Consider the following 23,264-nt stretch of genomic DNA (forward strand, 5'->3'; position numbering starts at 1 on the left):
TCGATTAAGTCTCCCGCGCACAGGCCAGAACCTAGTGGTCCGACGCGCGGATTCCAATGCCGCGTCTGGCCGCAGGCGCCTCTACCGCGACCCGAGCCCCTGCCCTAGCCATATTTGTCGACGGCTCAGTGTCCCGGCAAAAAAGTCCGCCGGTTTCCCGACGGACTTTCTTCCGAGCCAGTCCCGGCTCAATGCGAAGCCGGAATCTTCAGCGTCGCGCCGACCGGCAAATGCCGTGCGGCATATTTGGAATTGGCCTTGGCAATGGTTCGCCACTTGGCACCGCTGCCGTAGGCCTTCTTGGCGATGTCCCAATAGGTGTCGCCGGCCACGACCACGTGGCTGTCGGCTCCCTTGGCCTCCGCAGGCTTGGCTTCCTCAGCAGGCTTGGCCGTCTCTGCCGGTGCAGGCGCGGGGCTGGCCTCGGCCGGCTTGGCTTCCTCCGCAGAACCTGCCTGAGCGATCTCGGTGATGCGGCCCTCGAGCTTGGGCGTATAGGGTCGGTGCGCGGCTAGGTAGTCGGCGACCACCTGTTCCAGGCTTGGCCCGAAATCGTATGCATTCTGGGCATTCTGAGCGAAGATCTTGTAGCCGTCGCCGCCGGCGCGAACGAAATCGTTGGTGGCCACGCCGTAGATCTTGGCCGGATCGAGCGGCTGCCAGGCGTCGCCCTCCTTGACCTCCACCGACTTCAGCCTGCCCTGGTTGGCCGCGACCGACTTGTCGAAGCTGTATCTGAGGCCCGCGACCTGCGGGAACTTGCCCTTGCCTTCCTCGATCTCGCTGAGGCCCGCCTCGATGGAATCGGCGATGTCCTTGCCCGAGAGCTGGAAAGTCGCGAGCGTGTTCTGGAAGGGCAGAACGGTCAGCACGTCCCCCATAGTCACGCGGCCCTTGCCAATAGAGGCGCGGATGCCGCCGCCGTTTTGGAACACGATCTGGACACCCTGCCCCTTTACACGATCGAGAATGGCGTCAGAGATCAGGTTTCCCATTTCGCACTCCCGAGCGCGGCAGCTCTCGCGGCTGCCATCGATGGCCGCTGTGGTCTCGGAAACTTCCTTGGCCTTCAGTTCCTCGATCGGGGCGCCGAGTTCCTTGATGCGTGCCAGAACTGCCTCGTCGGGCTTGATGCTGTTGTCGAGATAGAGCGGGTCGCCGCGGGCTTCCTTGACGACGCCGTTGTCGTCGAACACCACCGTGAACTCGCCGAGATACTTCGAATAGGACGCCGCCTGCGTGACCGGCACCTTGTAGCCCTCGGGGTTGTCGATCATCGTCGGATACGGCCCCTCGGCCTTCGCATCGGTGTTGGACAGCAGCGAATGCGAGTGTCCGCCCACGACCACGTCGACCCCCGGGATCTTGGCGATCATCTCCTTGTCCCGCGGATAACCGACATGCGTCAGCGCGATGATCTTGTTGACGCCTTGGGCCTTTAGCTTCTCGACCTCGGCAGTGATGGTCTTGATATCGTCCTCAATGGCGATGTTCGGGCCAGGAGCGGCGATTTCGGGCGTGTCGGTGGTCACCGCGCCGACGATGCCGATCTTCTCGCCGCCGACTTCGAGCACGATCGAGGGCTTGATGCGGTCGCCAACCTTCGATTGAGCGTCGGGATGGACATTGGCGCTCACGACCGGAAACTGCACCTTCTCCAGGAATGGCACCAGCGCACCCTCGCCATCGTCGAACTCATGGTTGCCCACGGTCATGGCGTCGAACTTCATCTGGTTCAGGAATTCGGCTTCCACCGCGCCCTTGTAGGTGGCGTAGAACAGCGAGCCCTGGAAATTGTCGCCGCCGTTGAGCAGGAGCACGTTTTGCCCCTCCAACGCCTTGCGGCGCTCGGCGATGGCCGTCACCAGACGGGCCGCGCCGCCGATGCACTCGCCCTTGGTCTCTTCTTCCGCTGAGCAGGTCGATTCGTATTTGTTGTTGGATTCGATGCGGCTGTGCCAGTCGTTGATATGCAGGATATGCAAGGTGTAGTCGGCAAAAGAAACGCCGGTCGACATGGCAAATGCCGATGCGGACAAGGCTGCTGCGGCAGCGAATTTCCTCATGATCTGTCTCCCCGAATGATCCTGGTGATATAGCGCGGGTCGTTGACCGTTTGACTACGCGACCGGCGGCATGTTCACATCATGCTGAGATCGATGCAAGCAGCCGCCTTTAGCGAACCGGCAAATCAACGGATTCGGGGAAAGCGCCTGCCATCCAACATGGCAAGCGCCGTTTTGTGCGTTCAGGCGGCCTTTTCGACCAGCCGCGCCAACTGCGTCATGACCACAGCCGAACCGGCGAGGCGCTTTTCGGCGCTCGGCCAGTCGCGGATGAAGACCACGCTCTGGTCCGGCCGGATTTTGGCCAGCGATCCCTGCTCGCCGATGAATTTGACCAGGCCCGCCGGATTGGAGAACTCGCGCTTGCGGAAGTGGATGACGATGCCCTTGGGTCCGGCATCCAACTTCTCGACATTGGCCTTGCGGCAGAGCGCCTTGATGAAGACGATCTTCAACAGATGCTGGACCTCTTCCGGCAACGGGCCGAAGCGGTCGATCATCTCGGCGGCGAAAGCATCGATCTCTTCCGGTGAGTCGAGATCGGCCAGGCGCCGATAGAGCGCCAGCCTGAGCTGCAGGTCGGGCACATAGCCTTCGGGGATCATGACGGCCGTGCCGACGGTGATCTGCGGCGACCAGCCGCCGTCCAGCGCTTCGCCATCGCCCTTGATCTCGGCCACCGCCTCTTCCAGCATCTGCTGATAGAGCTCGAAGCCGACTTCCTTGATGTGGCCCGACTGTTCCTCGCCGAGCAGGTTGCCGGCGCCGCGGATGTCGAGGTCGTGGCTGGCGAGCTGGAAGCCAGCGCCCAGCGTATCGAGCGACTGCATCACCTTGAGGCGCCGGTCGGCGGTGTCGGTCAGCTTCTTGTTGGCCGGCAAGGTCATCAGCGCATAGGCGCGCAGCTTGGAACGGCCGACGCGGCCGCGCAGCTGGTAAAGCTGGGCGAGGCCGAACATGTCCGCCCGGTGCACGATCATCGTGTTGGCGGTCGGGATGTCGAGGCCGGATTCGACGATCGTGGTCGACAGGAGCACGTCGTACTGGCCGTCGTAGAAGGCATTCATGATGTCGTCGAGCTCGCCGGCCGGCATCTGGCCGTGGGCGGTCGCAATCTTCAGTTCGGGCACCGAGCCATGCAGGAAGTCGCGGATCTCCGAAAGGTCGGTGATGCGCGGCACGACATAAAAGCTCTGGCCGCCGCGATAGCGCTCGCGCAGCAGCGTCTCGCGCACCACGAGCGGGTCGAAGGGCGATATGAAGGTGCGCACCGCCATGCGGTCGACCGGCGGCGTGGCAATGAGCGAAAGCTCGCGCACGCCGGTGAGCGCCAGCTGCAGCGTGCGCGGGATCGGCGTTGCCGAGAGCGTCAGCACGTGCACGTCGCTCTTGAGTTCCTTCAGCCGCTCCTTGTGCTTGACGCCAAAGTGCTGCTCCTCGTCGATGATGAGCAGGCCGAGGTTCTTGAAGGTGATCGTGTTGCCGAGAAGCGCGTGTGTGCCGACAACGATGTCGACCGTGCCTTCCGCGATCGCTTTCTTAGTCTCGGCGAGCTCCTTGGAGCCGACCATGCGCGAGGCCTGGCGTACCACCACCGGAAGCCCGGCGAAGCGCTGCGAAAAGGTTTTGAAATGCTGGCGGGCGAGCAGCGTGGTGGGCACCACGACCGCGACCTGGAAGCCTTCCATGGCGGCGAGAAACGCCGCGCGCAGCGCCACTTCCGTCTTGCCGAAGCCGACATCGCCGCAGACCAGGCGGTCCATAGGCTTGCCGGCCGAGAGATCGTCCATGACCGAATCAATGGCGCGCTGCTGGTCGTCCGTCTCCTCATAAGGGAAGCGGGCGGAGAACTCGCCATAGACACCATCCGGCGGGCTGATGACGGGGGCCGAGCGCATCTGGCGCTCCGCGGCGAGCTTTATCAGCTGGCCGGCCATGTCGAGCAGGCGACGCTTGAGCTTGGCCTTGCGCGCCTGCCAGGCACCGCCGCCTAGCTTGTCCAGCGTGGCTTCGGCCGAATCCGAGCCGTAGCGCGACAGAAGCTCGATGTTTTCGACCGGCAGGAACAGGCGGTCATCGCCGGCATAGTGGATTTCGAGACAGTCGTGTGGCGCGCCGGCGGCCTCGATGGTGCGCAGGCCGACGAAGCGGCCGATGCCGTGGTCGGCATGGACGACGATGTCGCCAGCCGACAGCGCCGCGGCTTCCGCGATGAAATCGGAGGCACGCTTGCGCTTCTTGGAGCGGCGCACGAGGCGGTCGCCCAAAATGTCCTGCTCGGCGACGACGACGAGTTCGTCGGTCTCGAAGCCGGCTTCGAGCGGCAGCACGGAAAGACCGGCTTGTCCCGCGCTCAGCTTTTCGACATCGGCGAGTGTCGCGACGGGTTTGAGATTGCCGAGTTGGTGCTCGGTCAGGATCTGCGTCAGGCGATCGAGCGAGCCTTCCGTCCAGCCGGCGATGAGCACGCGCCGCTTGGCCGCGCGCAGGTCGCCGACATAATTCACGACCCGCTCGAAGACATTGACGTTCGGATCGGCGCGTTCGAGCTCGAAGCCGCGTGCGGGCTTGGAGCCGGCATGCAAGAGCTTGCGGCCGCCGGTTTCGGGCGTGTCGAAGGGCGTGAATTCCACCGCCATGCGGTCGGCAACGGCTGCCGCCACGTCGTCGGGCGACAGATACATCTCGGCCGGGGGAACCGGCTTGTAGGGCACCGCCTCTTTCAACACACCCGTCGTCGCCGGATGGCGGCGCGACTCGTAATAATCGAGGATCAGCGTGTGGCGTTCGCCCAACGCCTCGCGCGCCAGATGGTCGAACACGACCGGCGCGTCAGGCAGGTAATCGAAGATGGTTTCCAGCCGCTCGTAGTAGAAGGGCAGCCAGTGTTCCATGCCGGCAAAGCGGCGTCCCTCGCTGACCGCCGCATAGAGCCCGTCGTCGCGCGAAGGCGCGCCAAAGGCTTCGATATATTGGCGGCGGAAGCGGCTGATGGCTTCGGGTGTCAGCGCCACTTCGCTCATCGCCTGCATGGTCAGCGCATTGCGCTGGCCGGTGGTGCGCTGGGTGGCGACGTCGAAGGCGCGGATCGATTCCAGCGTGTCGCCGAAGAAGTCGAGCCGCAGCGCCTCATCGGCGCCCGGGGCGAACAGGTCCAGAATGCCGCCGCGCACGGCGAATTCGCCGACCTCGCGCACGGTTGCGACGCGGTCGAAGCCGGAATTCTCCAGCCGCGCGATCAGCACGTTCATGTCGACCTGGTTGCCGGGCCGCGCATGGAAGGTCTGGGCCTCGATGGCGGAGGCCGGCGGCACGCGCTGCAGGAGCGCGTTGGCCGTGGTGAGGATGACGGCGCGGTGCGGCTTCTTGGCCAGCGAAGCCATGGCGGCCATCGCGTCGAGACGGCGGGCTGCAGCGTCGGCACCCGGCGAGACGCGATCGTAGGGCAGGCAGTCCCAGGCCGGGAAATCCAGCACCGGCAGCTCCGGCGCGGCAAAGGCCAGCGCATCGGTTATCGCTGGCAGGCGCTGACCGTCGCGGGCGACGAAGATCACGGGGCCGTCGGGCGCGGCCTCGAGCGCAGCGGTGACGAGCGCGAAGGCCTCGTAGCCGTCGGCCACGCCATCGACGATGAACTGGCCGGTGCCGCTCTTCGGCAGGCCGATTTTCTTGATCAGGCTCATCCTAGAAACTCATGGACAGGCGCTGGGCCAGTATCTTGCGGTAGATTGCAGTGTCTTGCGCTGCCGGAATGGCGCTCTCGCCGGTGAACCACGAAAGCAGGTCTGCGTCCTGCAGTTCCAGCAGCTTTTCGTATTCGTCGAGTTCGGCGTCGGACAGCTCGTGGATGGTGGTGTCGGCGAAAGTGCCGAGAATCAGATCCATCTCGCGCATGCCGCGGTGCCAGGATCGGAACAGCAGCTTGCGGCGGCGCGTGTCGAGTCCCTCACTTGATCGCGTCGTGCCTGTCATCTTCCACATCCTGATTGCCGAGCGGCGCATATAGCGTGGATGACGCGGCCTGTCAGCCTTGCACATGGTCGCGCGGCGCATAAGCTGCCAAACATGCGCCCTTCCCTCCTCGACCCGTTGTTCGTGCCGATCACCTCGCTTGCCGGCGTGGGACCGAAAATAGCCGACCTGATCGCCAAGGTCGTGCCCGCCGACCTGAGCGACCGGCCGGCGCGCGCGGCCGATCTCGTCTTTACGCTGCCCAATTCGGTGATCGACCGGCGCAACCGGCCGGGCATCGCGCTCGCGCCATCCGGCGCCATCGTGACGCTGGAGGTGACGGTGGACCGGCACATGCCGCCGCCGCGCGGCAACAAGTCGGTGCCCTACCGGGTCTATGCCTTCGACGACACGGGCGAAATCGCGCTGACCTTTTTCCACGCCAACGCCTCGTGGCTGGAGCGTGCGCTACCGGTGGGCGAGGAAGTGATCGTGAGCGGCCGAATGGAGTGGTTCAACGGCCGCCCGAGCATGGTGCATCCCGATCATATCGCGCGAAAGGCGGAAGCCGGCAGCCTGCCGCTGGTCGAGCCGGTCTATCCTCTCACCGCAGGCCTGTCGCCAAAGGTGCTGCGTCGCGCCATCGGCCAGGCTCTGGAGCGGGCGCCGGAACTGCCGGAATGGCAGGACGCCGACGTGATGCGCCGGCAGACGTTTCCGGCGATGCGCGACGCGCTGCAGCGCATTCACAACCCGGCGGACCCGCTCGACGTTTCGCCCGACAGCGCGGCGTGGCGCCGGCTCGCCTATGACGAGTTTCTGGCCGGGCAGATTTCGCTGGCGCTGGTGCGGGCCACCGTGCGCAAGCTTTCTGGCCGGCCGCTCACCGGCGACGGCAGGCTGATCGCGGCGCTGAGAAAAGCCCTGCCCTATGAGCTGACGCGCTCGCAGACGCTGGCGCTGGCCGAGATCGACGCAGACCTTCAAAAGCCGGAGCGCATGCTGCGCCTGCTGCAAGGCGATGTCGGCTCGGGCAAAACGGTCGTGGCGCTGCTTTCCATGGCTCGCGCTGTGGAAGCTGGCGGACAGGCGGCGCTGATGGCACCTACCGAAATCCTCGCCCGCCAGCATTTTTCGTCCATTGCGCCGCTCGCGGAAAGGGTCGGCTTGCGGATTGGGGTCCTCACCGGCCGCGAAAAGGGCCGCGAGCGCGCCGATATCCTGGCCGGGCTTGAGAATGGCGAGATCAATATCGTCGTCGGCACGCATGCGCTGTTCCAGGAGACGGTGCAGTTTCGCGACCTGGCGCTTGCCGTAATCGACGAGCAGCATCGCTTCGGCGTGCACCAGCGGCTTGCGATGACTGCCAAGGGCGACGCACCGGACATGTTGGTGATGACGGCAACGCCCATCCCGCGCACGCTGGTGCTGACGGCCTTCGGCGACATGGACGTGTCGCGACTGACCGAAAAGCCGGCGGGCCGCCAGCCGATCCGCACCGTCACCTTGCCATTCGATCGCCTCAACGAACTGGTCGGGCGCATGCGCGACGCCGTAGCGGAGGGCCAGAAAGTCTATTGGATCTGTCCGCTCGTGGAGGAGTCCGAAGAAGTCGAGCTGATGTCGGCCGAAGAGCGCTTTGCTTCGCTAAAACCAGTTTTCGGCGACAGGATCGGCCTCGTCCACGGGCGCATGAAGGGCGCGGAGAAGGACGAGGCCATGCGCGCCTTCAAGGAAGGCGAAACGCGCATCCTGATCGCCACAACTGTCATCGAGGTGGGCGTCGATGTGCCCGACGCCACGATCATAGTCATCGAACATGCCGAGCGTTTTGGGCTTGCGCAGCTTCACCAGCTGCGCGGACGTGTCGGGCGCGGCTCCAAGGCCTCGACCTGCGTGCTGCTCTACAAGGACCCGCTGGGGGAAACCGCAAAGCGCCGGCTTTCCGTCATGCGCGAGACCGAAGACGGTTTCCGCATCGCCGAGGAAGACCTGAAGCTGCGCGGCGAAGGCGAACTTTTGGGCACTCGCCAGTCAGGCACGCCTGGGTTCCAGGTCGCACGCATCGAGGCCCATGCTGACCTGCTCGAGATCGCGCGCGACGATGCACGCCTGCTGCTGACGCGAGACCCGGAGCTGAAGACCGAGCGCGGGAAAGCGGTGCGGACGCTGCTCTATTTGTTCGGCCGCGACGAGGCGGTGCGGCTCCTGCGTGCCGGCTGAGCGGCCTCGAGCTGTGTCGGATTGCCGAGTTGCTCCAGGGCCGGCGCAGCCCTTCCCTTGGCGATCTTCTTCTTCGCCTCGGGCGCGACGAGGCCGGCCGAGACGATGAGCTTGGCGCCGTCCTCTATGCTCATGTCGAGCAGGACGATCTCGGACCTGCGCACATACATCAAGAAGCCGGTGGTGGGGTTGGGCGTGCAGGGCATGAACACACCAATCAGCGGGTCCTCCGCGTCGCCATCGAGTTTTTCGTTGATTTCCGTGCGCTTGTCGCCGGCCACGAAGACGAGCGACCAGACGCCCTTGCGCGGGTATTCGACCAACCCGACGGTGCGGAACATCTCGTTCTTGTTCGACAGGGCCGTCTCGAAAATCTGCTTGAGCGCCTTGTAGATGCTGCGCACCAGCGGCATGCGGTCGAGAATGCGCTCGCCCAGCGATATCACCGTGCGGCCGATGATGTTGGCGGTGAGGAAGCCGATCAGCGTGATCAGCACCAGCGCCACGATGAGGCCAAACCCGGGTACCCTGACCGAGAGATAGGTGTCGGGGTTGTAGTCGGCCGGAATGTAGGGTTTTACCCAGGAATCGACCCAGCCGATGAACGACCAGGCGATATAGGCGGTAATCGCCAGCGGCGCGCAGACAACGAAGCCGGTCAGGAAATAATTCCTCAACCGGGTCATCGCCGAGGACTTGTGCGTATCAGACATGCTTCACCCGCCGCGCTGTTTGCAGCGCAACATTAGTGAAGCACACCGTCCTTTGGAACAGCGAAATTGGCCGAGCGGCCGCTTATTCGACCGTCACGGACTTGGCGAGGTTGCGCGGCTGGTCGACATCGGTGCCCATGAACACGGCGGTGAAATAGGCCAGCATCTGGATCGGCAGCGCATAGACGATGGGCGTGATGATCTCCGGCACATCCGGCAGCACGATCGTCTCCATCGTGTTTACCGAGGCCTGCTCGGCACCCTTGCGGTCGGTGATCAGGATGATCTTGCCGCCGCGCGCGGCCACTTCCTGCATGTTCGAAACGGTCTTTTCGAAGATGCGGTCGTGCGGGGCGATGACGATAACCGGCATGTTCTCGTCAATCAGCGCAATCGGCCCATGCTTCAGTTCGCCCGCGGCATAGCCTTCGGCATGAATGTAGGAAATTTCCTTGAGTTTTAGCGCGCCTTCCATGGCGAGCGGGAAGTTGGTGTCGCGGCCGAGATAGAGCACATGGCGATAGTGCGAGAGCTCGCGCGCGACCTTCTCGATCTGCTCGTCGAGCTTCAGGACCTGGTTAGCGTAACGCGGCGCTTCGGAGAGCGCGCGGATAAGAACCTTTTCCGTCTCGGTCGAGATGGTGCCGCGCGCCACGCCTGCGCGCACGGCAAGCGAGGCGAGCACCGAAAGCTGGCAGGTGAAGGCCTTGGTCGAGGCAACGCCGATCTCGGGGCCGGCAAGCGTCGGCAGCACGACGTCGGATTCGCGTGCAATGGTCGATTCGCGGACATTGACGATGGCGCCGATCGGCACGCCTGCCTTGCGGCAGTAACGCAACGAGGCCAGCGTGTCGGCGGTTTCCCCCGATTGCGAGATGAACAGCGCGGCGCTGTTCTTCGAGATCGGCATTTCGCGGTAGCGGAACTCGGAGGCGATATCGATGTCCACCGGCAGCCGCGCGATGCGCTCGAACCAGTATTTGCCGATGAGGCCGCTGAGATAGGCGGTGCCGCAAGCCGACAGCGCCAGCCGGTCGATCTTGGCGAAGTCGAACGGCAGGTCGAGCGGCTTGGAGATGCCGGCGGTGAAATCCACATAGTTGGCGAGCGTGTGGGAGATGACCTCCGGCTGCTCGTGGATTTCCTTTTCCATGAAATGGCGGCGGTTGCCCTTGTCGACCATGAAGCTGGTGCTGAGCGACTGCTGCCGCTTGCGCTCGACGGGCTGGCCTTCGATGTCGAAGATGTTGAACGAATCCCGGCGCACCACCGCCCAATCGCCATCTTCCAGATAGGTGATGGAATTGGTGAAGGGCGCCAGCGCAATGGCGTCGGAGCCGAGGAACATCTCGCCCTCGCCATGGCCGACGGCCAGCGGCGGGCCGTTGCGGGCGCCGACGATGAGGTTTTCATCGCCGCGGAACATGATTGCGAGCGCGAATGCGCCCTCAAGGCGCTTCAGCGCCGCATGTGCGGCCGCAACCGGATCGGCGCCGTGCTTGAGTTCGCGCGAGACGAGGTGGGCAACCACCTCGGTGTCGGTCTGCGATGTAAATTCGTAGCCGTCCGCAGTAAGTTCCGCTCGCAGTTCGGCAAAGTTCTCGATGATTCCGTTGTGAACCACCGCAACGTCGTTGGAGAAATGCGGATGGGCGTTGGTTTCATTGGGAACGCCGTGGGTCGCCCAGCGCGTATGGCCGATGCCGATATTGCCGTCGAGCGGCTCGGCCTTCAGGCGTTTCTCGAGATTGATCAGCTTGCCCTCGGCGCGTCGGCGCGCGAGCCGGCCGCGTTCGATGGTGGCAACGCCGGCCGAATCATAGCCGCGATATTCGAGCCGCTTCAGGGCATCAACGATTAGTGGCGCCACGGCCGTCTGGCCGACAATAGCAACGATTCCGCACATCTTCGTTCGGCCCCCGATTCCCGTGAAATTGCCCTCTGGCTATCTATTGGTTGCGGCCAAAGGGCGGAAGTCACATTGCATTTCATTTCATGACAGCCGAAAAGGCTGCAAAAACAGACCCATGCAGCCTGCACCGGCTGTAGGATGATAAGTCCAAAGCCGTTACTTCTTTGCTGCGCTCGCCCGCCTTTCGCGCAGTTCCCGCGCCTTGTCCGGCAGTATCTTCTGCCGGGCCCTGCCGAAGGCGAGAGCATCGTCGGGCACGCTTTCGGTGACGACGCTGCCAGAGGCGACATAGGCCCGCTCGCCGATGGAGATCGGAGCCACCAGCGACGAGTTGGAGCCAATGAAGGCGCCGGCACCGATATCAGTAAAGAACTTCGAATAGCCGTCATAGTTGCATGTGATCGTACCGGCGCCGATATTCGCGCCTGCGCCGACGCGTGCGTCGCCGATATAGGTCAGATGATTGACCTTGGCGCCCACCTCGACGGTGGCCTTCTTGATCTCGCAGAAGTTGCCGACCTTGGCCTTTTCCCTGAGGTCGGTGCCCGGCCGCAGGCGCGCGAAGGGGCCGATTTCGGCGCGCGGCCCGATGCTGGCGCCCTCAATATGCGAGAAGGCATGGATGATGGCGCCGCTCGCGACCGTTACGCCCGTGCCGAAATAGACATTCGGTTCGATGAGCACGTCGGGCTCAATCAGCGTGTCGTGCGAGAAGAATACCGTTTCGGGCGCGAGCATGGTGACGCCGGAGAGCATGACTTCGCGACGCTTGCGGTCCTGCCAGATCGTCTCGGCCTGGGCGAGTTCGGCGCGGTTGTTGATACCGAGCGCATTCTCGAAGCTGGCCTCAGTGGCAACGATCTGCAGCCCCGCCTCGCGGCCAATCTCGACGATGTCGGTGAGATAGTACTCGCCCTTGGCGTTGTCGTTGCGAACGGCGTCGAGCAGCGCCAGCGCATGCCTGCCGGAAATGGCCATCAGGCCACTGTTGCAGAAGGTGATCTTGCGTTCTTCGTCGGTGCAATCCTTTTCCTCGCGGATCGCCTGCAGGGCGCCACTCCGCTCGATCAGGCGGCCATAGCCGGTGGGCTTGTCGGTCCGAAAGCCGAGCACGACGACGGCAGCGCCTTCAGCCAACCTTTCACGGGCCTGCAGGAGCGCTTCGGGATCGATCAGCGGCGTGTCGCCGAACATGACGAGGATATCGTCATAGCCGCGCGTGAGCGCCGGCCGGGCCGATAGCACGGCGTGGGCGGTGCCCAGCCGCTCTCCCTGGACGAATGTTTCGGCGCCGGGCGCGAAGGTCGTCGCCGACTCGCGCATCTGTTCGGCGCCATAGCCAATAACAAGGGCTAGATCGCCGCCGCCCGCCTCGGTTGCGGCTTTAGCGACATGGGCGACCATGGGCAGGCCGGCAATTTTATGGAGCACCTTGGGCAGCGCGCTCTTCATGCGCGTGCCTTCGCCGGCAGCGAGGATAATCGACAGGCAGGAACGTGCGGTCATGGCGTATTCCGGAAGCGAAAGGAAAAACTCGGCACAGTTCTAGAGCACGAAGTTTAACAATACGAAAGATATTTACTGCTCTGACAGGTAACGCTCTGCAACGGATTGTGACGGCCAAGAGCGCGCATCTCAGCCGCAAAAACGCACTCCAGAAGATGGCGGAAGTCAGCCGAGCCGGCCGAGAACCGGGAACGTCTCCAACAGCCAGTAGGAAGCGTTCTGGACGCCGCCGGTCAGGAAAAGCACGCCCGCGACCACAAGCAGCGCGCCGATGACTTTCTCGACCCGCCCCAGATGGACGCGGAAGCGGCCGAGGAAGCGCATGAATGCGCCTGAAAACAACGCTGCCAGTAGGAATGGGATGCCGAGGCCGAGCGAATAGGCGGCCAGCAGCAGTGCTCCCTCGCCCATGGTTTCGCGGCCACCAGCAAGCGTGAGGATCGGACCCAGCACTGGCCCGATGCAAGGCGTCCAGCCGAAAGCGAAGGCCAGACCCATAATATAGGCCGCGACGACGCTCGCCGGCTTCCCTTCCGCCTGGAAACGCGCTTCGCGCGACAGCAGCGGGATCTTAAGCACGCCAAGGAAGTTGAGCCCCATGAGGATGATCACGACACCGGCTGCCATGGCCAGCGGTTCCTGCCAGACCCGCAGCAGGCGACCTATGGTCGAAGCGCCGGCGCCAAGCGCCACGAAGACGGTGGAGAAGCCAAGAACGAAGGCCAGCGAGGTCAGCAGCAGCACTCCGCGCGTGCCTGTGCTGGCGGCTCGGCCGGTATCTGAACGAAAGTCCTCTACTGTGACGCCAGCCATGTAGCAGAGATAAGGTGGCACCAGAGGCAGGACGCATGGCGACAGGAACGACAGTGCCCCTGCCCCGACCGCACTGAGATACCCAACGTCCAACGCCATGCCTGCTCGCCCCGCTTCGGTTCGCGCAGCTTATAGCTAAGCGGCGGCGGCGGCACCAATCACGACTGCGTGGCAGAACGTCGCCGGGCCGGCAAAGGGCCAGGTGCGCCCGGCGAGAATCGCTACCGATGCCATCCGATCGCTGCCGAAGTGGTTCCGGTCACTGTCGATCGACTAGGTCAGGCCCCTCTAATTTAACGGTTTTTCGGCTCCCCACAGGCGCCGTTGAACATCTCCCGGAAAACATTGTTTTTCCGGTTGACCCGTCGAAGCACTCTCCCTATGTTCCGCCGCAATTTCGGGGTGCCCAGCGCAACACCCGAAAGCACCCGCCCAGGCTTCGGCCTACGCTCCCGAAACGGATGCTTCAGACCTCGTCTGCATTTCCGGTGCGCGGATTTCAGGGTATTTTGTCCTCGGCGGACGACGGGTGGTTTGTGAAGGGCTGGTAGCTCAGATGGTAGAGCACGGAACTTTTAATTCTGGGGTCATGGGTTCGAGTCCCATCCAGCCCACCAACACAAACACTGTCTGCTGATATATCGCTTTTCTGCCTGATCCCGTCTCTGGAAGTCCGCCTTAGCGATTTCCGAGTACCCGAAACCCTGTGGCTCGCGGACCAAACGCTGACCACTTTCGGATGAGCGCGTACCGCTCTCCTTTCTTCCGCAACCTGGCTGTTACCGGGCTTCGACCCGTCGGATTTTGCTGGAACCAACGCTTGGAGTAGAGCGTTCATGCAAACGAGGGATGCTGCATACCCAAAGAGTAGGAGATTATCATGAACAATCTTCTTTCGGGCCTGTGCGCCTCAGCACTTGCGCTATCGTTTGCACTTGCACCCACGATGCCGGCCAGCGCCGGAGAAATCAACATTCCCAAGCCAGCGACTGCGCAACCCGAATCTAAGGCAATACAGGCCGCCTACTATGTGCGACGCGGCGTACATCGCGGAGTAGCGGTGCATCGCGGCGCTGTCGTGCGTCGAGGCGTGTACGGAGTGCGTGCAGTTCGGCCAGCTTACTGGCACGGCTACCGCGGTTTTGGCTACTACCGGCCGGGATTCCGCCAATATCACGGCTTGTGGTATCCTAGGGCCGCATTCGGGGTCGGCGGCTGGCATGGAATCCGCCCCGTCTACCGGGGTGGCTGGTATGGAATCCGTGGGGTTCGCCCTGCCTGGCGCGGCTGGTACGGAATCCGTGCGGTTCGCCCCTGGGGCGGCTGGTACGGAATCCGCGCGGTTCGTCCCGGATGGCGTACTGGCTGGTACGGATTCGGCGCAGCTCGCCCCGCATGGGGTACTGGCTGGTACGGATTCGGTGCAGCTCGCCCGGCCTGGGGTAGTGGCTGGTTCGGATTCGGCGCAGCCCGCCCTTGGGGTGGCTGGTATGGAATAGGTGCGGTTCAGCCAGCCCCTAGCGCTGCGTGGGTCCCGGGCAGCGGTTATGTCGCGGGCGGCACGTATGGCATTAACGCACCCGTAGCGACGGCACCTAGCTGCAGCTGCGGCAACGGCTGGGGCTGGGGCTGGTAATAAAAGCCCACGCCAGCAATACATTGCACCAAGCAGCACTGATAGAAACCCGCGTCGCAAGGCGCGGGTTTTTTGAACCTAGTTAGTGAGCGTGCGCCGCACGGCATCGCGCCAGCCTTTCAGCTTGGCCGCCCTGATGCCCTCTTCCATGACGGGTTCGAAGCGTCGGTCCAGCGACCACGAGTTGGCAAAGGCCTCCGCCTGCGGCCACGCCCCTGCCCGCGATCCGGCAAGCCATGCCGCGCCCAGCGCCGTGGTCTCCAGGATCGTCGGTCGGTCGACCGGGGCATCGAGAATGTCGGCCAGTCGCTGCATGGTCCAGTCGGATGCGACCATGCCGCCGTCGACCCGCAGCACCGTGCGACCCGAATTGCTCTTCCAGTCCTTCTTCATCGCGTCCAGCAGGTCGCGCGTCTGGAATGCCACCGATTCGAGCGCCGCGCGCGCGAACTCGGCGGGGCCTGAGTTGCGCGTCAGGCCGAAGATCGCCCCGCGCGCCTCGGCATCCCAGTGCGGTGCGCCGAGCCCGACAAAGGCCGGCACCATGTAGAGGTTCTGCGTTTCGTCGGCATGCGCGGCCAGTTCGCCGCTGTGCTCGGACTTGCCGATCACCTTGATGCCATCGCGCAGCCACTGCACGGCGGCCCCCGCCACGAAGATGGAGCCTTCAAGCGCATAGGTGGTATTGCCGTCCAGCCGGTAGGCGATTGTGCTCAGCAGCCGGTTCTTCGAGCGTACTAGGTCAGCACCCGTATTCAGGAGCGCGAAGCAGCCGGTGCCATAGGTCGATTTCATCATGCCGGGCTCGAAGCAGGCCTGGCCGATCGTGGCCGCCTGCTGGTCGCCTGCCACGCCCATGATGGGGATTTCAGCGCCAAACAGGTCCTTGGCAGTCACGCCGAAATCGTCGGCGCAGTCCTTCACCTCCGGCAGCAGCGACACGGGGATGCGCAGAATGTCCAGGAGCTCCGGGTCCCAGGCATTGTTGCGGATGTTGTAGACCAGAGTGCGCGAGGCATTGGTCGCCTCAGTGGCGTGCACCTTGCCGCCTGTCAGTCGCCATATGAGGAAACTGTCAATGGTTCCGGCCAGAAGCTCGCCGCGCTCTGCCCGTCGGCGCGCCCCGTGCACCCGGTCCAGCAGCCAGGCAAGCTTCGTTCCGGAGAAATAGGGATCGAGCAGCAGCCCGGTTTTGCGCGAGAAAACCGGTTCAAGCCCTTGCTTCTTCAGCCTCTGGCAAAGCGCAGTCGTGCGTCGGTCTTGCCAGACGATGGCGTTGTGGATCGGTTTTCCCGTGATCCTGTCCCAGATCACCACCGTCTCGCGCTGGTTGGTGATGCCAATTGCAGCGATATCGCGCGCCTGGCATTTCGCCTGTCCCAACGCTGCCCGGCAGGTGGCCACGACGCTTTGCCAGATTTCTTCCGGATCATGCTCGACCCAGCCGGATGATGGAAAATGCTGGGAAAATTCTTGTTGGCTGAAACCGACAATGCGCCTGTTCGCGTCGAAAACGATCGCGCGGCTTGAAGTCGTGCCCTGATCGATCGCCAGTACCAGCCCGCTCATCTTCGCTCCCTAATCCCGTTACCGCATCAGCAGAGGCGCGACCTCGCCAAATCGAACCCGCATCGAATAGTTTGGCGATAAAAACGAATGTCAAACGAAATCTACTCACGCCCGGCGCGTTCAGCGGCCGGTTTCGATGAGCTGGACCTCGGCCTCCTGGCAGACATTGCGGATCGCTTCCACGTCGCAGCGGTCGGTAATGAAAGTATCGACCTGCGACAGATGCCCGATCCGCACCGGCGCCATGCGCTCGAACTTGGTCGCGTCGGCCACGAGGATGACATGGCGCGCATTGGCGATGATGGCCTGCGCGACCTTCACCTCGCGAAAGTCGAAATCGAGCAAGGCACCATCCACATCGATCGCCGACGCGCCGATTACGGCATAATCAACCTTGAACTGCCTGATGAAATCGACCGCGGCCTCGCCGACGATCCCGCCGTCCGCGCCGCGCACAACGCCGCCGGCGATCACAACCTCGATCTCAGGATATACACGCAGCCTGTTGGCAACATTGATGTTGTTGGTAATGACCATCAGCCCCGTATGGTCGAGCAAAGCCTTGCTGACAGCCTCCGTCGTGGTGCCGATGTTTATGAACAGCGATGCCTTGTCGGGGATCAGCCGGGCAGCGGCGCGGCCGATCGCGTCCTTCTCTTCCGCAGCGATCTTGCGGCGCGCCTCATATTCCACGTTCTCGATGCCGGAAGGCAGCAGCGCGCCGCCGTGGATGCGGCTCAGCAACCGCTGTTCGCACAGATCGTTGAGATCCTTGCGGATGGTTTGCGGCGTGACGCCAAAATGGGCGGCCAGATCGTCCACCAGAACGCGGCCGGAATCCTTGGCCATCTGGAGGATTTCTGCATGCCGGGCAGACAGGAACACGAGACAACTCCAGCCTTCGTTTCAGTCTATTTTATTGCCAAACGAAAGAAGGCGGAAGTTAGGCCGGCTCGACTGTTTTCACATTCCCTTCATGCTCCAACGACGCGGCGACCTCGGCAATAACCTTGAAAGCGTCTGCCACATCCTGCTCCTCGGCCTCGAACTGGCCGACCTGGAAACGGATGGCAAAGCGGCCGTCGACGCGTGTCTGCGTGAGATAGATGCGGCCGTCATCGTTGATGGCGTTGACCAGTTGCTGGTTGTGCGCGTCGAGGTCGACAACGCCTTCCGGTGCATGGCGGAAGGAGAACAGCGACAGCATGGGTTCGCTCACGAGTTCGAAACCCGGTTCGGCCGCGATCCGCGTCGCCAGAGCCTCTGCCCATGCGACGTGGTTGCGGATCATGGTGCGCAGGCCTTCAAGGCCATGTGCGCGCAGCAGGAACCACAGCTTCAGCGCCCGGAAGCGGCGGCCAAGCGGCACCGACCATTCCGAATAGTTGATGATGCCGTCCTTGCCATGGGTCTTCAGATATTCCGGCTTGATCGCCAGCGTGCGGACAAGGGAATCGGGATCGCGAATGAACTGCACCGAGCAGTCGAACTGCGCACCGAGCCATTTGTGCGGGTTGAAGACGATCGAATCTGCCCCTTCGATGCCAGCCCAGAAGTGCCGGAATTCCGGGCAGATCATTGCGGAGCCGGCCCAGGCAGCGTCGACATGCAGATAGAGTCCGTATTTTTGCGCGATCGCGGCTACGGCGGCGATGTCGTCGGTGCCGCCGACGCTAGTGCCACCGACGCAGGCAATGATGCCCGCCGGCAGGAAGCCACGCTCCTTGTCAGCGAGGATTGCGGTCTCGAGCGCTGCCGCATCCATCGCGCGGAACCTTCCGCCAGCCGGAATGCGGACGAGATTGTCCTCGCCGATGCCGGCAACCCAGATGGCCCGGTCGATCGAGGTGTGGACCTGATCCGACGAATAGATGCGCAGCCGGCTCTGGCCGGACAGGCCCTCCTTGTTGCCCTGCCATTCCAAGGCGCGCTCGCGCATGGTCAGCACAGCCGCGAGCGTGGCGGAGGAAGCGCTGTCCTGGATCACGCCGGAAAACCCCTCCGGCAGGCCCAGCGCCTGGCGCAGCCAGTCAATGACGCGGGTTTCGAGTTCGGTCGCCGCCGGCGACGTCTGCCAGAGCATGCATTGCGCGGCCATGACCGTGACCAGATATTCGGCCACGACCGACACCGGCGCCGCATTGGCCGGGAAGTAGGCGAAGAAGCGCGGATGCTGCCAATGCGTCATGCCCGGCAGGATTTTTTGCTCGAAATCGGCAAAAATCTGCTCCATCGGCTCGGCGACTTCGGGAGGGATATCGGCGATCTGCATGGCAATCTCGCCTGGCTGCGTTTGCGCGCGCACGGGTCGTTCACGCAACGTCTCGCGGTAGTCCGCACCCCAGTCGGCCGCCTTGCGCGACCAGTGCCGAAATTCTTCGCCCTTCAACTCACCCTCCCCCGGCCAGATCACATTTCAGGCCAACTCTACAGAGCGGGAATATCTCCCCGCGCCCAACCTTCCGAAACTTCCGCCACATGGTCGGCAAAACGGCCTTGTTCTATTGCGTCGCGAAGGCCCTGCATCAGGCTCTGATAGTAGGAAAGATTGTTCCAGGTCAGCAGCATGGCGCCGAGCGCTTCCTGCGAACGCACCAGATGATGCAGATAGGCCCGCGAATAGTCGCGCGCCGCCGGGCAGTCGCTTTCCTCGTCAAGCGGACGGTGATCGTCGGCATGGCGAGCGTTGCGCAGGTTGATCTTGCCGCGCCGCGTATAGGCAAGGCCGTGGCGGCCCGCACGTGTCGGCATCACGCAGTCGAACATATCAATGCCGCGCGCGACGGACTTGACGATGTCGTCCGGCGTGCCGACCCCCATCAGGTAGCGCGGCTTTTCGACCGGCAGCTCAGGGCAGGTCAGGTCGAGCATGTCGAGCATGACCACCTGCGGCTCGCCGACCGCGAGGCCACCGACGGCATAGCCTTTCAGCCCGAGGTCGGACAGTGCGCGGGCAGAGCGCACGCGCAGATGCGGTATGTCGCCGCCCTGGACAATGCCGAACATAGCCTTGCCTGGCTGATCGCCGAAGGCGGTCTTACAGCGTTCGGCCCAGCGCAGCGAAAGCTCCATCGCGCGCTCGATCTCGCGCTCCTTGGCCGGCAGCGCGGTGCATTCGTCGAGTTGCATCTGGATGTCGGAATCGAGCAGGCCCTGAATCTCGATCGAGCGTTCGGGCGACATCTCATATGGCGCGCCGTCGATGTGCGAGCGGAAGGTGACGCCCTGCTCGGTGATCTTGCGCAGCTTCGACAGCGACATGACCTGGAAGCCGCCGGAATCGGTCAGGATCGGGTGCGGCCATCGGGCGAATTCATGCAGGCCGCCTAGCTTTGCGACGCGTTCGGCGCCCGGCCTCAGCATCAGGTGGTAAGTGTTGCCGAGGATGATGTCGGCGCCAAGATCCCGCACCTGCCCCATATACATGGTCTTGACCGTTCCACCGGTGCCGACCGGCATGAAGGCGGGCGTGCGGATCGTGCCGCGGGGCATGGTGATCTCGCCGCGCCGGGCCTTGCCGTCGGTTGCAAGGATCTTGAAGGAAAACTCTGTACTCATTCGTCGGCCCTGAACAGCAGGCTGGCGTCGCCATAGGAATAGAAACGATAGCCGCTGGCGATAGCATGGTCGTAGGCGGCGCGCATGGTTTCCAGCCCGCTGAATGCGGAAACCAGCATGAATAACGTCGAACGCGGCAGGTGGAAATTGGTCATCAGCACATCGACCGCCTTGAAGCGGTAGCCGGGGGTGATGAAGATGTCGGTCGCACCGGACCAGACAGTCAACGAGCCATCGGGCTCGGCAGCGCTTTCCAGAAGGCGCAGCGAGGTGGTGCCGACCGCCACGACGCGACGGCCCTCGGCGCGCGCGGCATTGATGGCTGCTGCCGTCTCTTCCGAGACATAGCCAATCTCGGCATGCATCTTGTGGTCGGCTGTGTCGTCGGCCTTCACCGGCAAAAAGGTGCCGGCGCCGACATGCAGCGTCACGAACTGGCGCTCGATGCCACGCGCATCCAGCGCGGCGAACAGTTCGGGCGTGAAATGAAGGCCGGCGGTGGGAGCAGCAACTGCGCCCTCCTCCCGTGCGTAAACGGTTTGATAGTCCTTGCGGTCACGCTCGTCATCAGGCCGCTTGGAGGCGATGTAGGGCGGCAGCGGAATATGGCCGACGGCGTGCAGCGCCTCGTCGAGCAGCGGACCAGACAGATCGAAGGCAAGCAGAACCTCGCCCGCCTCGCCCTTCTCGACAACGGTGGCGTCGAGCGCGCCCAGCATGCAGGCCTCGGCGCTGTGCCCAAACTGAATGCGGTCACCCTCGGCAACCCGCTTGCCGGGCCGCACAAAGGCCTTCCAGCGGTCGGGACGCACGCGCATGTGCAAGGTGGCGTCGACATGAGCCACGGCATCGCCACGCCGGCGAATGCCTTTCAACTGCGCGGGAATGACTTTGGTGTCGTTGAAGACGAGCACATCACCTGGTTCAAGCAGCGACGGCAGATCGCCGACACGCTTGTCCTCGAGCGGCTCGCTCGGGCGTACCAACAACAGCCGGGCAGTGTCGCGCGGCTCGGCCGGGCGAAGGGCAATACGCTCTTCCGGAAGGTCGAAATCGAAAAGGTCTACACGCATCAGAGCAGGCGGATCATCAACGCCCCGGCAACGAGCAGTAGCGCACCAGCGACACGCCCAAGCGAAATTTCACGAACGGCAAGGCCCATGAAGCCAATCTTGTCGACGACAAGGCCAGCAAGCAGTTGGCCGGTCACCAAAAACGCCATAAGCGCCGCCGCGCCGATCTTCGGTGCAAGAATCGTCGCGCTGGTCACATAGAACGCGCCCATGACGCCTCCGGCCACGAACAGCCACGGTGCAGGCTCTCTCCATCCCAGAGAAATGCCTCCGGTTCGCACCATGAAATAGGATACGAAGCCGAGCACGACCGCACCGCTCAGAAACGATATCGCCGCGGCCGCGACCGGGAGGCCGAGACCGCGGGCAAGTTCAGCGTTGATGGGCGCCTGGAGTGCGAGGAGCGCGCCCGACAGCACGCCGAGGAATGGCCAGAAAGCGCCCATCCGCAGGCCTCGTTATTCTTTCACGTCGGCTGCGACCTTCATCGACACGATCTTGTCCGGATCCTGGACAGGCTCGCCGCGCTTGATCTTGTCGACATTCTCCATGCCTTCGATGACCTGGCCCCAGACCGAGTACTGGCGGTTGAGGAAGCCGGCATCCTCGAAGCAGATGAAGAACTGCGAGTTCGCGGAGTTCGGGTTCTGCGCGCGCGCCATCGAGCAGGTGCCGCGGCCGTGGTTCATGTTGGAGAACTCGGCCTTCAGGTCCGGCTTGTCGGAGCCGCCCATGCCGGCGCGTGCCGGATTGAAGTTCGGGCCGTCCGACTTGCCGAACTTGACGTCGCCGGTCTGGGCCATGAAGCCGTCGATGACGCGGTGGAACACGACGCCGTCATAGGCGCCTTCGCGCGCCAGTTCCTTGATGCGGCCGACATGGCCGGGAGCGAGATCCGGGAAGAGTTCAATGACGACCCTGCCCTTCGTGGTCTCCATGATGAGCGCGTTTTCGCGATCCTTGATTTCGGCCATGTCAGATTTCCTTCTCGGATGCCATTTACTTGCCGTCGCCGGCGATGCGCACCTTGATCATGCGATCGGGCTCGCTGACAACCCCGTTGGCGGCGGGATCACCCTTTTTTATCTTGTCGACGAACTCCATGCCGCTCTCGACTTTGCCTACGATGGTGTAGTTGCCGTCAAGGCCCGGGTTGGGAGCGTACATGATGAAGAACTGGGAGTTGGCGGAATTCGGGTTCTGCGCCCGCGCCATGCCAACCGTGCCGCGCACGAAATGCTCGGCAGAAAATTCCGCCGGCAAGTTGGGCAAGTCCGAGCCGCCGGTGCCCGCCCGATCCGGGTTGAAGCCCTTGGCCATGTTGCCGAACTTCACGTCTCCGGTCTGGGCCATGAAGCCGTCGATGACGCGGTGGAAGGCGACGTTGTCATAGGCGCCGTCGCGCACCAGTTGCTTGATCTGGGCGACGTGCTTGGGCGCCAGGTCGGGCCGTAGAGCGATGGTGACGTCACCGTCCTTCAGCGTGATGATCATGGTGTTGTCCGGGTCTGCGGCCCAGGCGGGATGCGACGCACCGGCAAGGCCGGCCATGACGATGAATGAAGAAGCGAGACTTTTGAACCGCATTTGCGTGCTCTCCCTATCTTGCGAATTTGGCGACCAGCGCGCCGGCGACGACTTCAGGTACGAATGGGCGGATGTCGCCACCCATCGAGGCTATCTGGCGGACCAGTGTGGCGGTAATGGTACGCACCGAAGGGCTCGCCGGCAGGAACACCGTGTGCAGTTCGGGCGCCATGGTCTCGTTCATGCCGGCCATCTGCATCTCATAGTCGAGATCGGTGCCGTCTCGCAGCCCGCGGATCATGATTGAAGCGTTATGCTTCCTGGCCGCGTCGATGACAAGGCCGCTGAAGGATACGACTGTGATGCGCCGCGCCTCCTGGCCGAATGCCGCGAAGGCGGCTGTCTCGATCAGTTCCACCCGTTCGTCGAAGGAGAACAGCGGCTTCTTGGCCGGGTGGATGCCGATGGCGGCGTAGACCGTGTCGGCTACCGCCAAGGAAGCCCTCAGCACCTCGAGATGGCCGTTGGTGAGAGGGTCGAACGACCCGGCGTAAATGGCGATGCGGTCTGTCATGGCAGTTTTCTAGCGGGGGTACCGATCAAAGGCAATTGCCGGGACAAGACGATAAACCACAGATGAATGGATCGATCACAAGAAGTTCAAGTCTTGGCAAATATGGTCATCTGGAAAGGGTGCAACCAAATGGCCACATCAGC

General features: G+C 63.3%; 17 protein-coding genes and 1 tRNA gene. 2 read left to right on the top strand and 16 right to left on the bottom strand.

Features of this window, described 5'->3' with window-relative positions; translation table 11 throughout:
• Positions 1 to 188: 188 nt before the first annotated feature.
• The 3 genes from ABLE85_RS04320 to ABLE85_RS04330 all read right to left on the bottom strand — a co-directional run bounded on the left by ABLE85_RS04320 (position 189) and on the right by ABLE85_RS04330 (position 6,038).
• On the bottom strand, positions 189 to 2,066 hold the full coding sequence (locus ABLE85_RS04320; protein WP_348791483.1) for a 5'-nucleotidase C-terminal domain-containing protein: 1,878 nt from the start codon (positions 2,064 to 2,066) through the stop codon (positions 189 to 191).
• Positions 2,067 to 2,248: 182 nt separating this feature from the next.
• Entirely contained in the window at positions 2,249 to 5,749 is a 3,501-nt protein-coding gene (gene mfd / locus ABLE85_RS04325; RefSeq protein ID WP_348791484.1) for a transcription-repair coupling factor, read from the bottom strand.
• Position 5,750: 1 nt separating this feature from the next.
• Entirely contained in the window at positions 5,751 to 6,038 is a 288-nt protein-coding gene (locus ABLE85_RS04330) for a succinate dehydrogenase assembly factor 2 (protein ID WP_348791485.1), read from the bottom strand.
• Positions 6,039 to 6,131: 93 nt separating this feature from the next.
• On the opposite strand from ABLE85_RS04330, the gene recG reads away from it, so the two are divergent.
• A complete protein-coding gene (recG, locus tag ABLE85_RS04335) occupies positions 6,132 to 8,240 on the top strand; it encodes an ATP-dependent DNA helicase RecG (protein ID WP_348791486.1) in 2,109 nt (702 codons plus the stop codon).
• Here the strand turns inward: recG and ABLE85_RS04340 are convergent.
• The 4 genes from ABLE85_RS04340 to ABLE85_RS04355 form a co-directional block, all read right to left on the bottom strand.
• Positions 8,192 to 8,953 carry a DUF502 domain-containing protein gene (locus ABLE85_RS04340; protein ID WP_348791487.1) on the bottom strand — a complete coding sequence of 254 codons (762 nt, stop codon included), beginning with the start codon at positions 8,951 to 8,953 and terminating at the stop codon, positions 8,192 to 8,194. The two genes, recG and ABLE85_RS04340, sit on opposite strands and share 49 nt — an antisense overlap.
• An 82-nt stretch (positions 8,954 to 9,035) precedes the next feature.
• Entirely contained in the window at positions 9,036 to 10,859 is a 1,824-nt protein-coding gene (gene glmS, locus ABLE85_RS04345) for a glutamine--fructose-6-phosphate transaminase (isomerizing) (RefSeq protein WP_348791488.1), read from the bottom strand.
• 162 nt (positions 10,860 to 11,021) lie between these two features.
• Positions 11,022 to 12,371 (bottom strand): bifunctional UDP-N-acetylglucosamine diphosphorylase/glucosamine-1-phosphate N-acetyltransferase GlmU, encoded by a 1,350-nt coding sequence (gene glmU, locus ABLE85_RS04350; RefSeq protein WP_348791489.1) that lies wholly within the window; start codon positions 12,369 to 12,371, stop codon positions 11,022 to 11,024.
• A 165-nt stretch (positions 12,372 to 12,536) separates the two neighbouring features.
• Entirely contained in the window at positions 12,537 to 13,283 is a 747-nt protein-coding gene (locus tag ABLE85_RS04355; protein WP_348791490.1) for a cytochrome c biogenesis CcdA family protein, read from the bottom strand.
• 442 nt (positions 13,284 to 13,725) lie between these two features.
• On the opposite strand from ABLE85_RS04355, the gene ABLE85_RS04360 reads away from it, so the two are divergent.
• Positions 13,726 to 13,801, top strand: a tRNA-Lys gene (locus ABLE85_RS04360).
• A gap of 1,097 nt (positions 13,802 to 14,898) precedes the next feature.
• Here ABLE85_RS04360 and glpK read toward each other — a convergent pair.
• From glpK to coaD, 9 genes are all read right to left on the bottom strand, one after another.
• Complete coding sequence (glpK, locus tag ABLE85_RS04365) at positions 14,899 to 16,389, bottom strand: glycerol kinase GlpK (protein WP_348791491.1); 1,491 nt, start codon at positions 16,387 to 16,389, stop codon at positions 14,899 to 14,901.
• 120 nt (positions 16,390 to 16,509) lie between these two features.
• Positions 16,510 to 17,274 carry a DeoR/GlpR family DNA-binding transcription regulator gene (locus ABLE85_RS04370; protein WP_348791492.1) on the bottom strand — a complete coding sequence of 255 codons (765 nt, stop codon included), beginning with the start codon at positions 17,272 to 17,274 and terminating at the stop codon, positions 16,510 to 16,512.
• Positions 17,275 to 17,332: 58 nt separating this feature from the next.
• A complete protein-coding gene (locus ABLE85_RS04375) occupies positions 17,333 to 18,778 on the bottom strand; it encodes a pyridoxal-dependent decarboxylase (protein ID WP_348791493.1) in 1,446 nt (481 codons plus the stop codon).
• A gap of 38 nt (positions 18,779 to 18,816) precedes the next feature.
• Positions 18,817 to 19,947 (bottom strand): tRNA guanosine(34) transglycosylase Tgt, encoded by a 1,131-nt coding sequence (gene tgt, locus ABLE85_RS04380; protein WP_348791494.1) that lies wholly within the window; start codon positions 19,945 to 19,947, stop codon positions 18,817 to 18,819.
• Positions 19,944 to 21,020, bottom strand: a complete 1,077-nt coding sequence (gene queA, locus ABLE85_RS04385) for a tRNA preQ1(34) S-adenosylmethionine ribosyltransferase-isomerase QueA (protein WP_348791495.1) — start codon at positions 21,018 to 21,020, stop codon at positions 19,944 to 19,946. Before queA ends, tgt begins: the two co-directional genes overlap by 4 nt.
• A complete protein-coding gene (locus ABLE85_RS04390) occupies positions 21,020 to 21,466 on the bottom strand; it encodes a DMT family transporter (RefSeq protein WP_348791496.1) in 447 nt (148 codons plus the stop codon). Before ABLE85_RS04390 ends, queA begins: the two co-directional genes overlap by 1 nt.
• A 12-nt stretch (positions 21,467 to 21,478) precedes the next feature.
• The gene (locus tag ABLE85_RS04395) at positions 21,479 to 21,994 is read right to left on the bottom strand and encodes a peptidylprolyl isomerase (RefSeq protein ID WP_348791497.1); all 516 of its coding nucleotides are present in this window, start codon (positions 21,992 to 21,994) and stop codon (positions 21,479 to 21,481) included.
• A gap of 25 nt (positions 21,995 to 22,019) precedes the next feature.
• Complete coding sequence (locus ABLE85_RS04400; RefSeq protein WP_348791498.1) at positions 22,020 to 22,607, bottom strand: peptidylprolyl isomerase; 588 nt, start codon at positions 22,605 to 22,607, stop codon at positions 22,020 to 22,022.
• Between the two features lie 13 nt (positions 22,608 to 22,620).
• Positions 22,621 to 23,121 (bottom strand): pantetheine-phosphate adenylyltransferase, encoded by a 501-nt coding sequence (coaD, locus tag ABLE85_RS04405; RefSeq protein ID WP_348791499.1) that lies wholly within the window; start codon positions 23,119 to 23,121, stop codon positions 22,621 to 22,623.
• Positions 23,122 to 23,264 lie beyond the last annotated feature (143 nt).

The organism is Mesorhizobium sp. KR1-2 (assembly GCF_040045035.1).
Lineage (GTDB): Bacteria > Pseudomonadota > Alphaproteobacteria > Rhizobiales > Rhizobiaceae > Pseudaminobacter.

Coding starts and splice junctions, on each gene's coding strand:
- coaD (WP_348791499.1), bottom strand. CDS start 23,121: ATGACAGACCGCATCGCCATTTACGCCGGGTCGTTCGACCCTCTCACC.
- tgt (WP_348791494.1), bottom strand. CDS start 19,947: ATGAGTACAGAGTTTTCCTTCAAGATCCTTGCAACCGACGGCAAGGCC.
- ABLE85_RS04395 (WP_348791497.1), bottom strand. CDS start 21,994: ATGGCCGAAATCAAGGATCGCGAAAACGCGCTCATCATGGAGACCACG.
- ABLE85_RS04390 (WP_348791496.1), bottom strand. CDS start 21,466: ATGGGCGCTTTCTGGCCATTCCTCGGCGTGCTGTCGGGCGCGCTCCTC.
- queA (WP_348791495.1), bottom strand. CDS start 21,020: ATGCGTGTAGACCTTTTCGATTTCGACCTTCCGGAAGAGCGTATTGCC.
- ABLE85_RS04330 (WP_348791485.1), bottom strand. CDS start 6,038: ATGACAGGCACGACGCGATCAAGTGAGGGACTCGACACGCGCCGCCGC.
- glpK (WP_348791491.1), bottom strand. CDS start 16,389: ATGAGCGGGCTGGTACTGGCGATCGATCAGGGCACGACTTCAAGCCGC.
- ABLE85_RS04340 (WP_348791487.1), bottom strand. CDS start 8,953: ATGTCTGATACGCACAAGTCCTCGGCGATGACCCGGTTGAGGAATTAT.
- ABLE85_RS04400 (WP_348791498.1), bottom strand. CDS start 22,607: ATGCGGTTCAAAAGTCTCGCTTCTTCATTCATCGTCATGGCCGGCCTT.
- ABLE85_RS04320 (WP_348791483.1), bottom strand. CDS start 2,066: ATGAGGAAATTCGCTGCCGCAGCAGCCTTGTCCGCATCGGCATTTGCC.
- glmU (WP_348791489.1), bottom strand. CDS start 12,371: ATGACCGCACGTTCCTGCCTGTCGATTATCCTCGCTGCCGGCGAAGGC.
- recG (WP_348791486.1), top strand. CDS start 6,132: ATGCGCCCTTCCCTCCTCGACCCGTTGTTCGTGCCGATCACCTCGCTT.
- mfd (WP_348791484.1), bottom strand. CDS start 5,749: ATGAGCCTGATCAAGAAAATCGGCCTGCCGAAGAGCGGCACCGGCCAG.
- glmS (WP_348791488.1), bottom strand. CDS start 10,859: ATGTGCGGAATCGTTGCTATTGTCGGCCAGACGGCCGTGGCGCCACTA.
- ABLE85_RS04355 (WP_348791490.1), bottom strand. CDS start 13,283: ATGGCGTTGGACGTTGGGTATCTCAGTGCGGTCGGGGCAGGGGCACTG.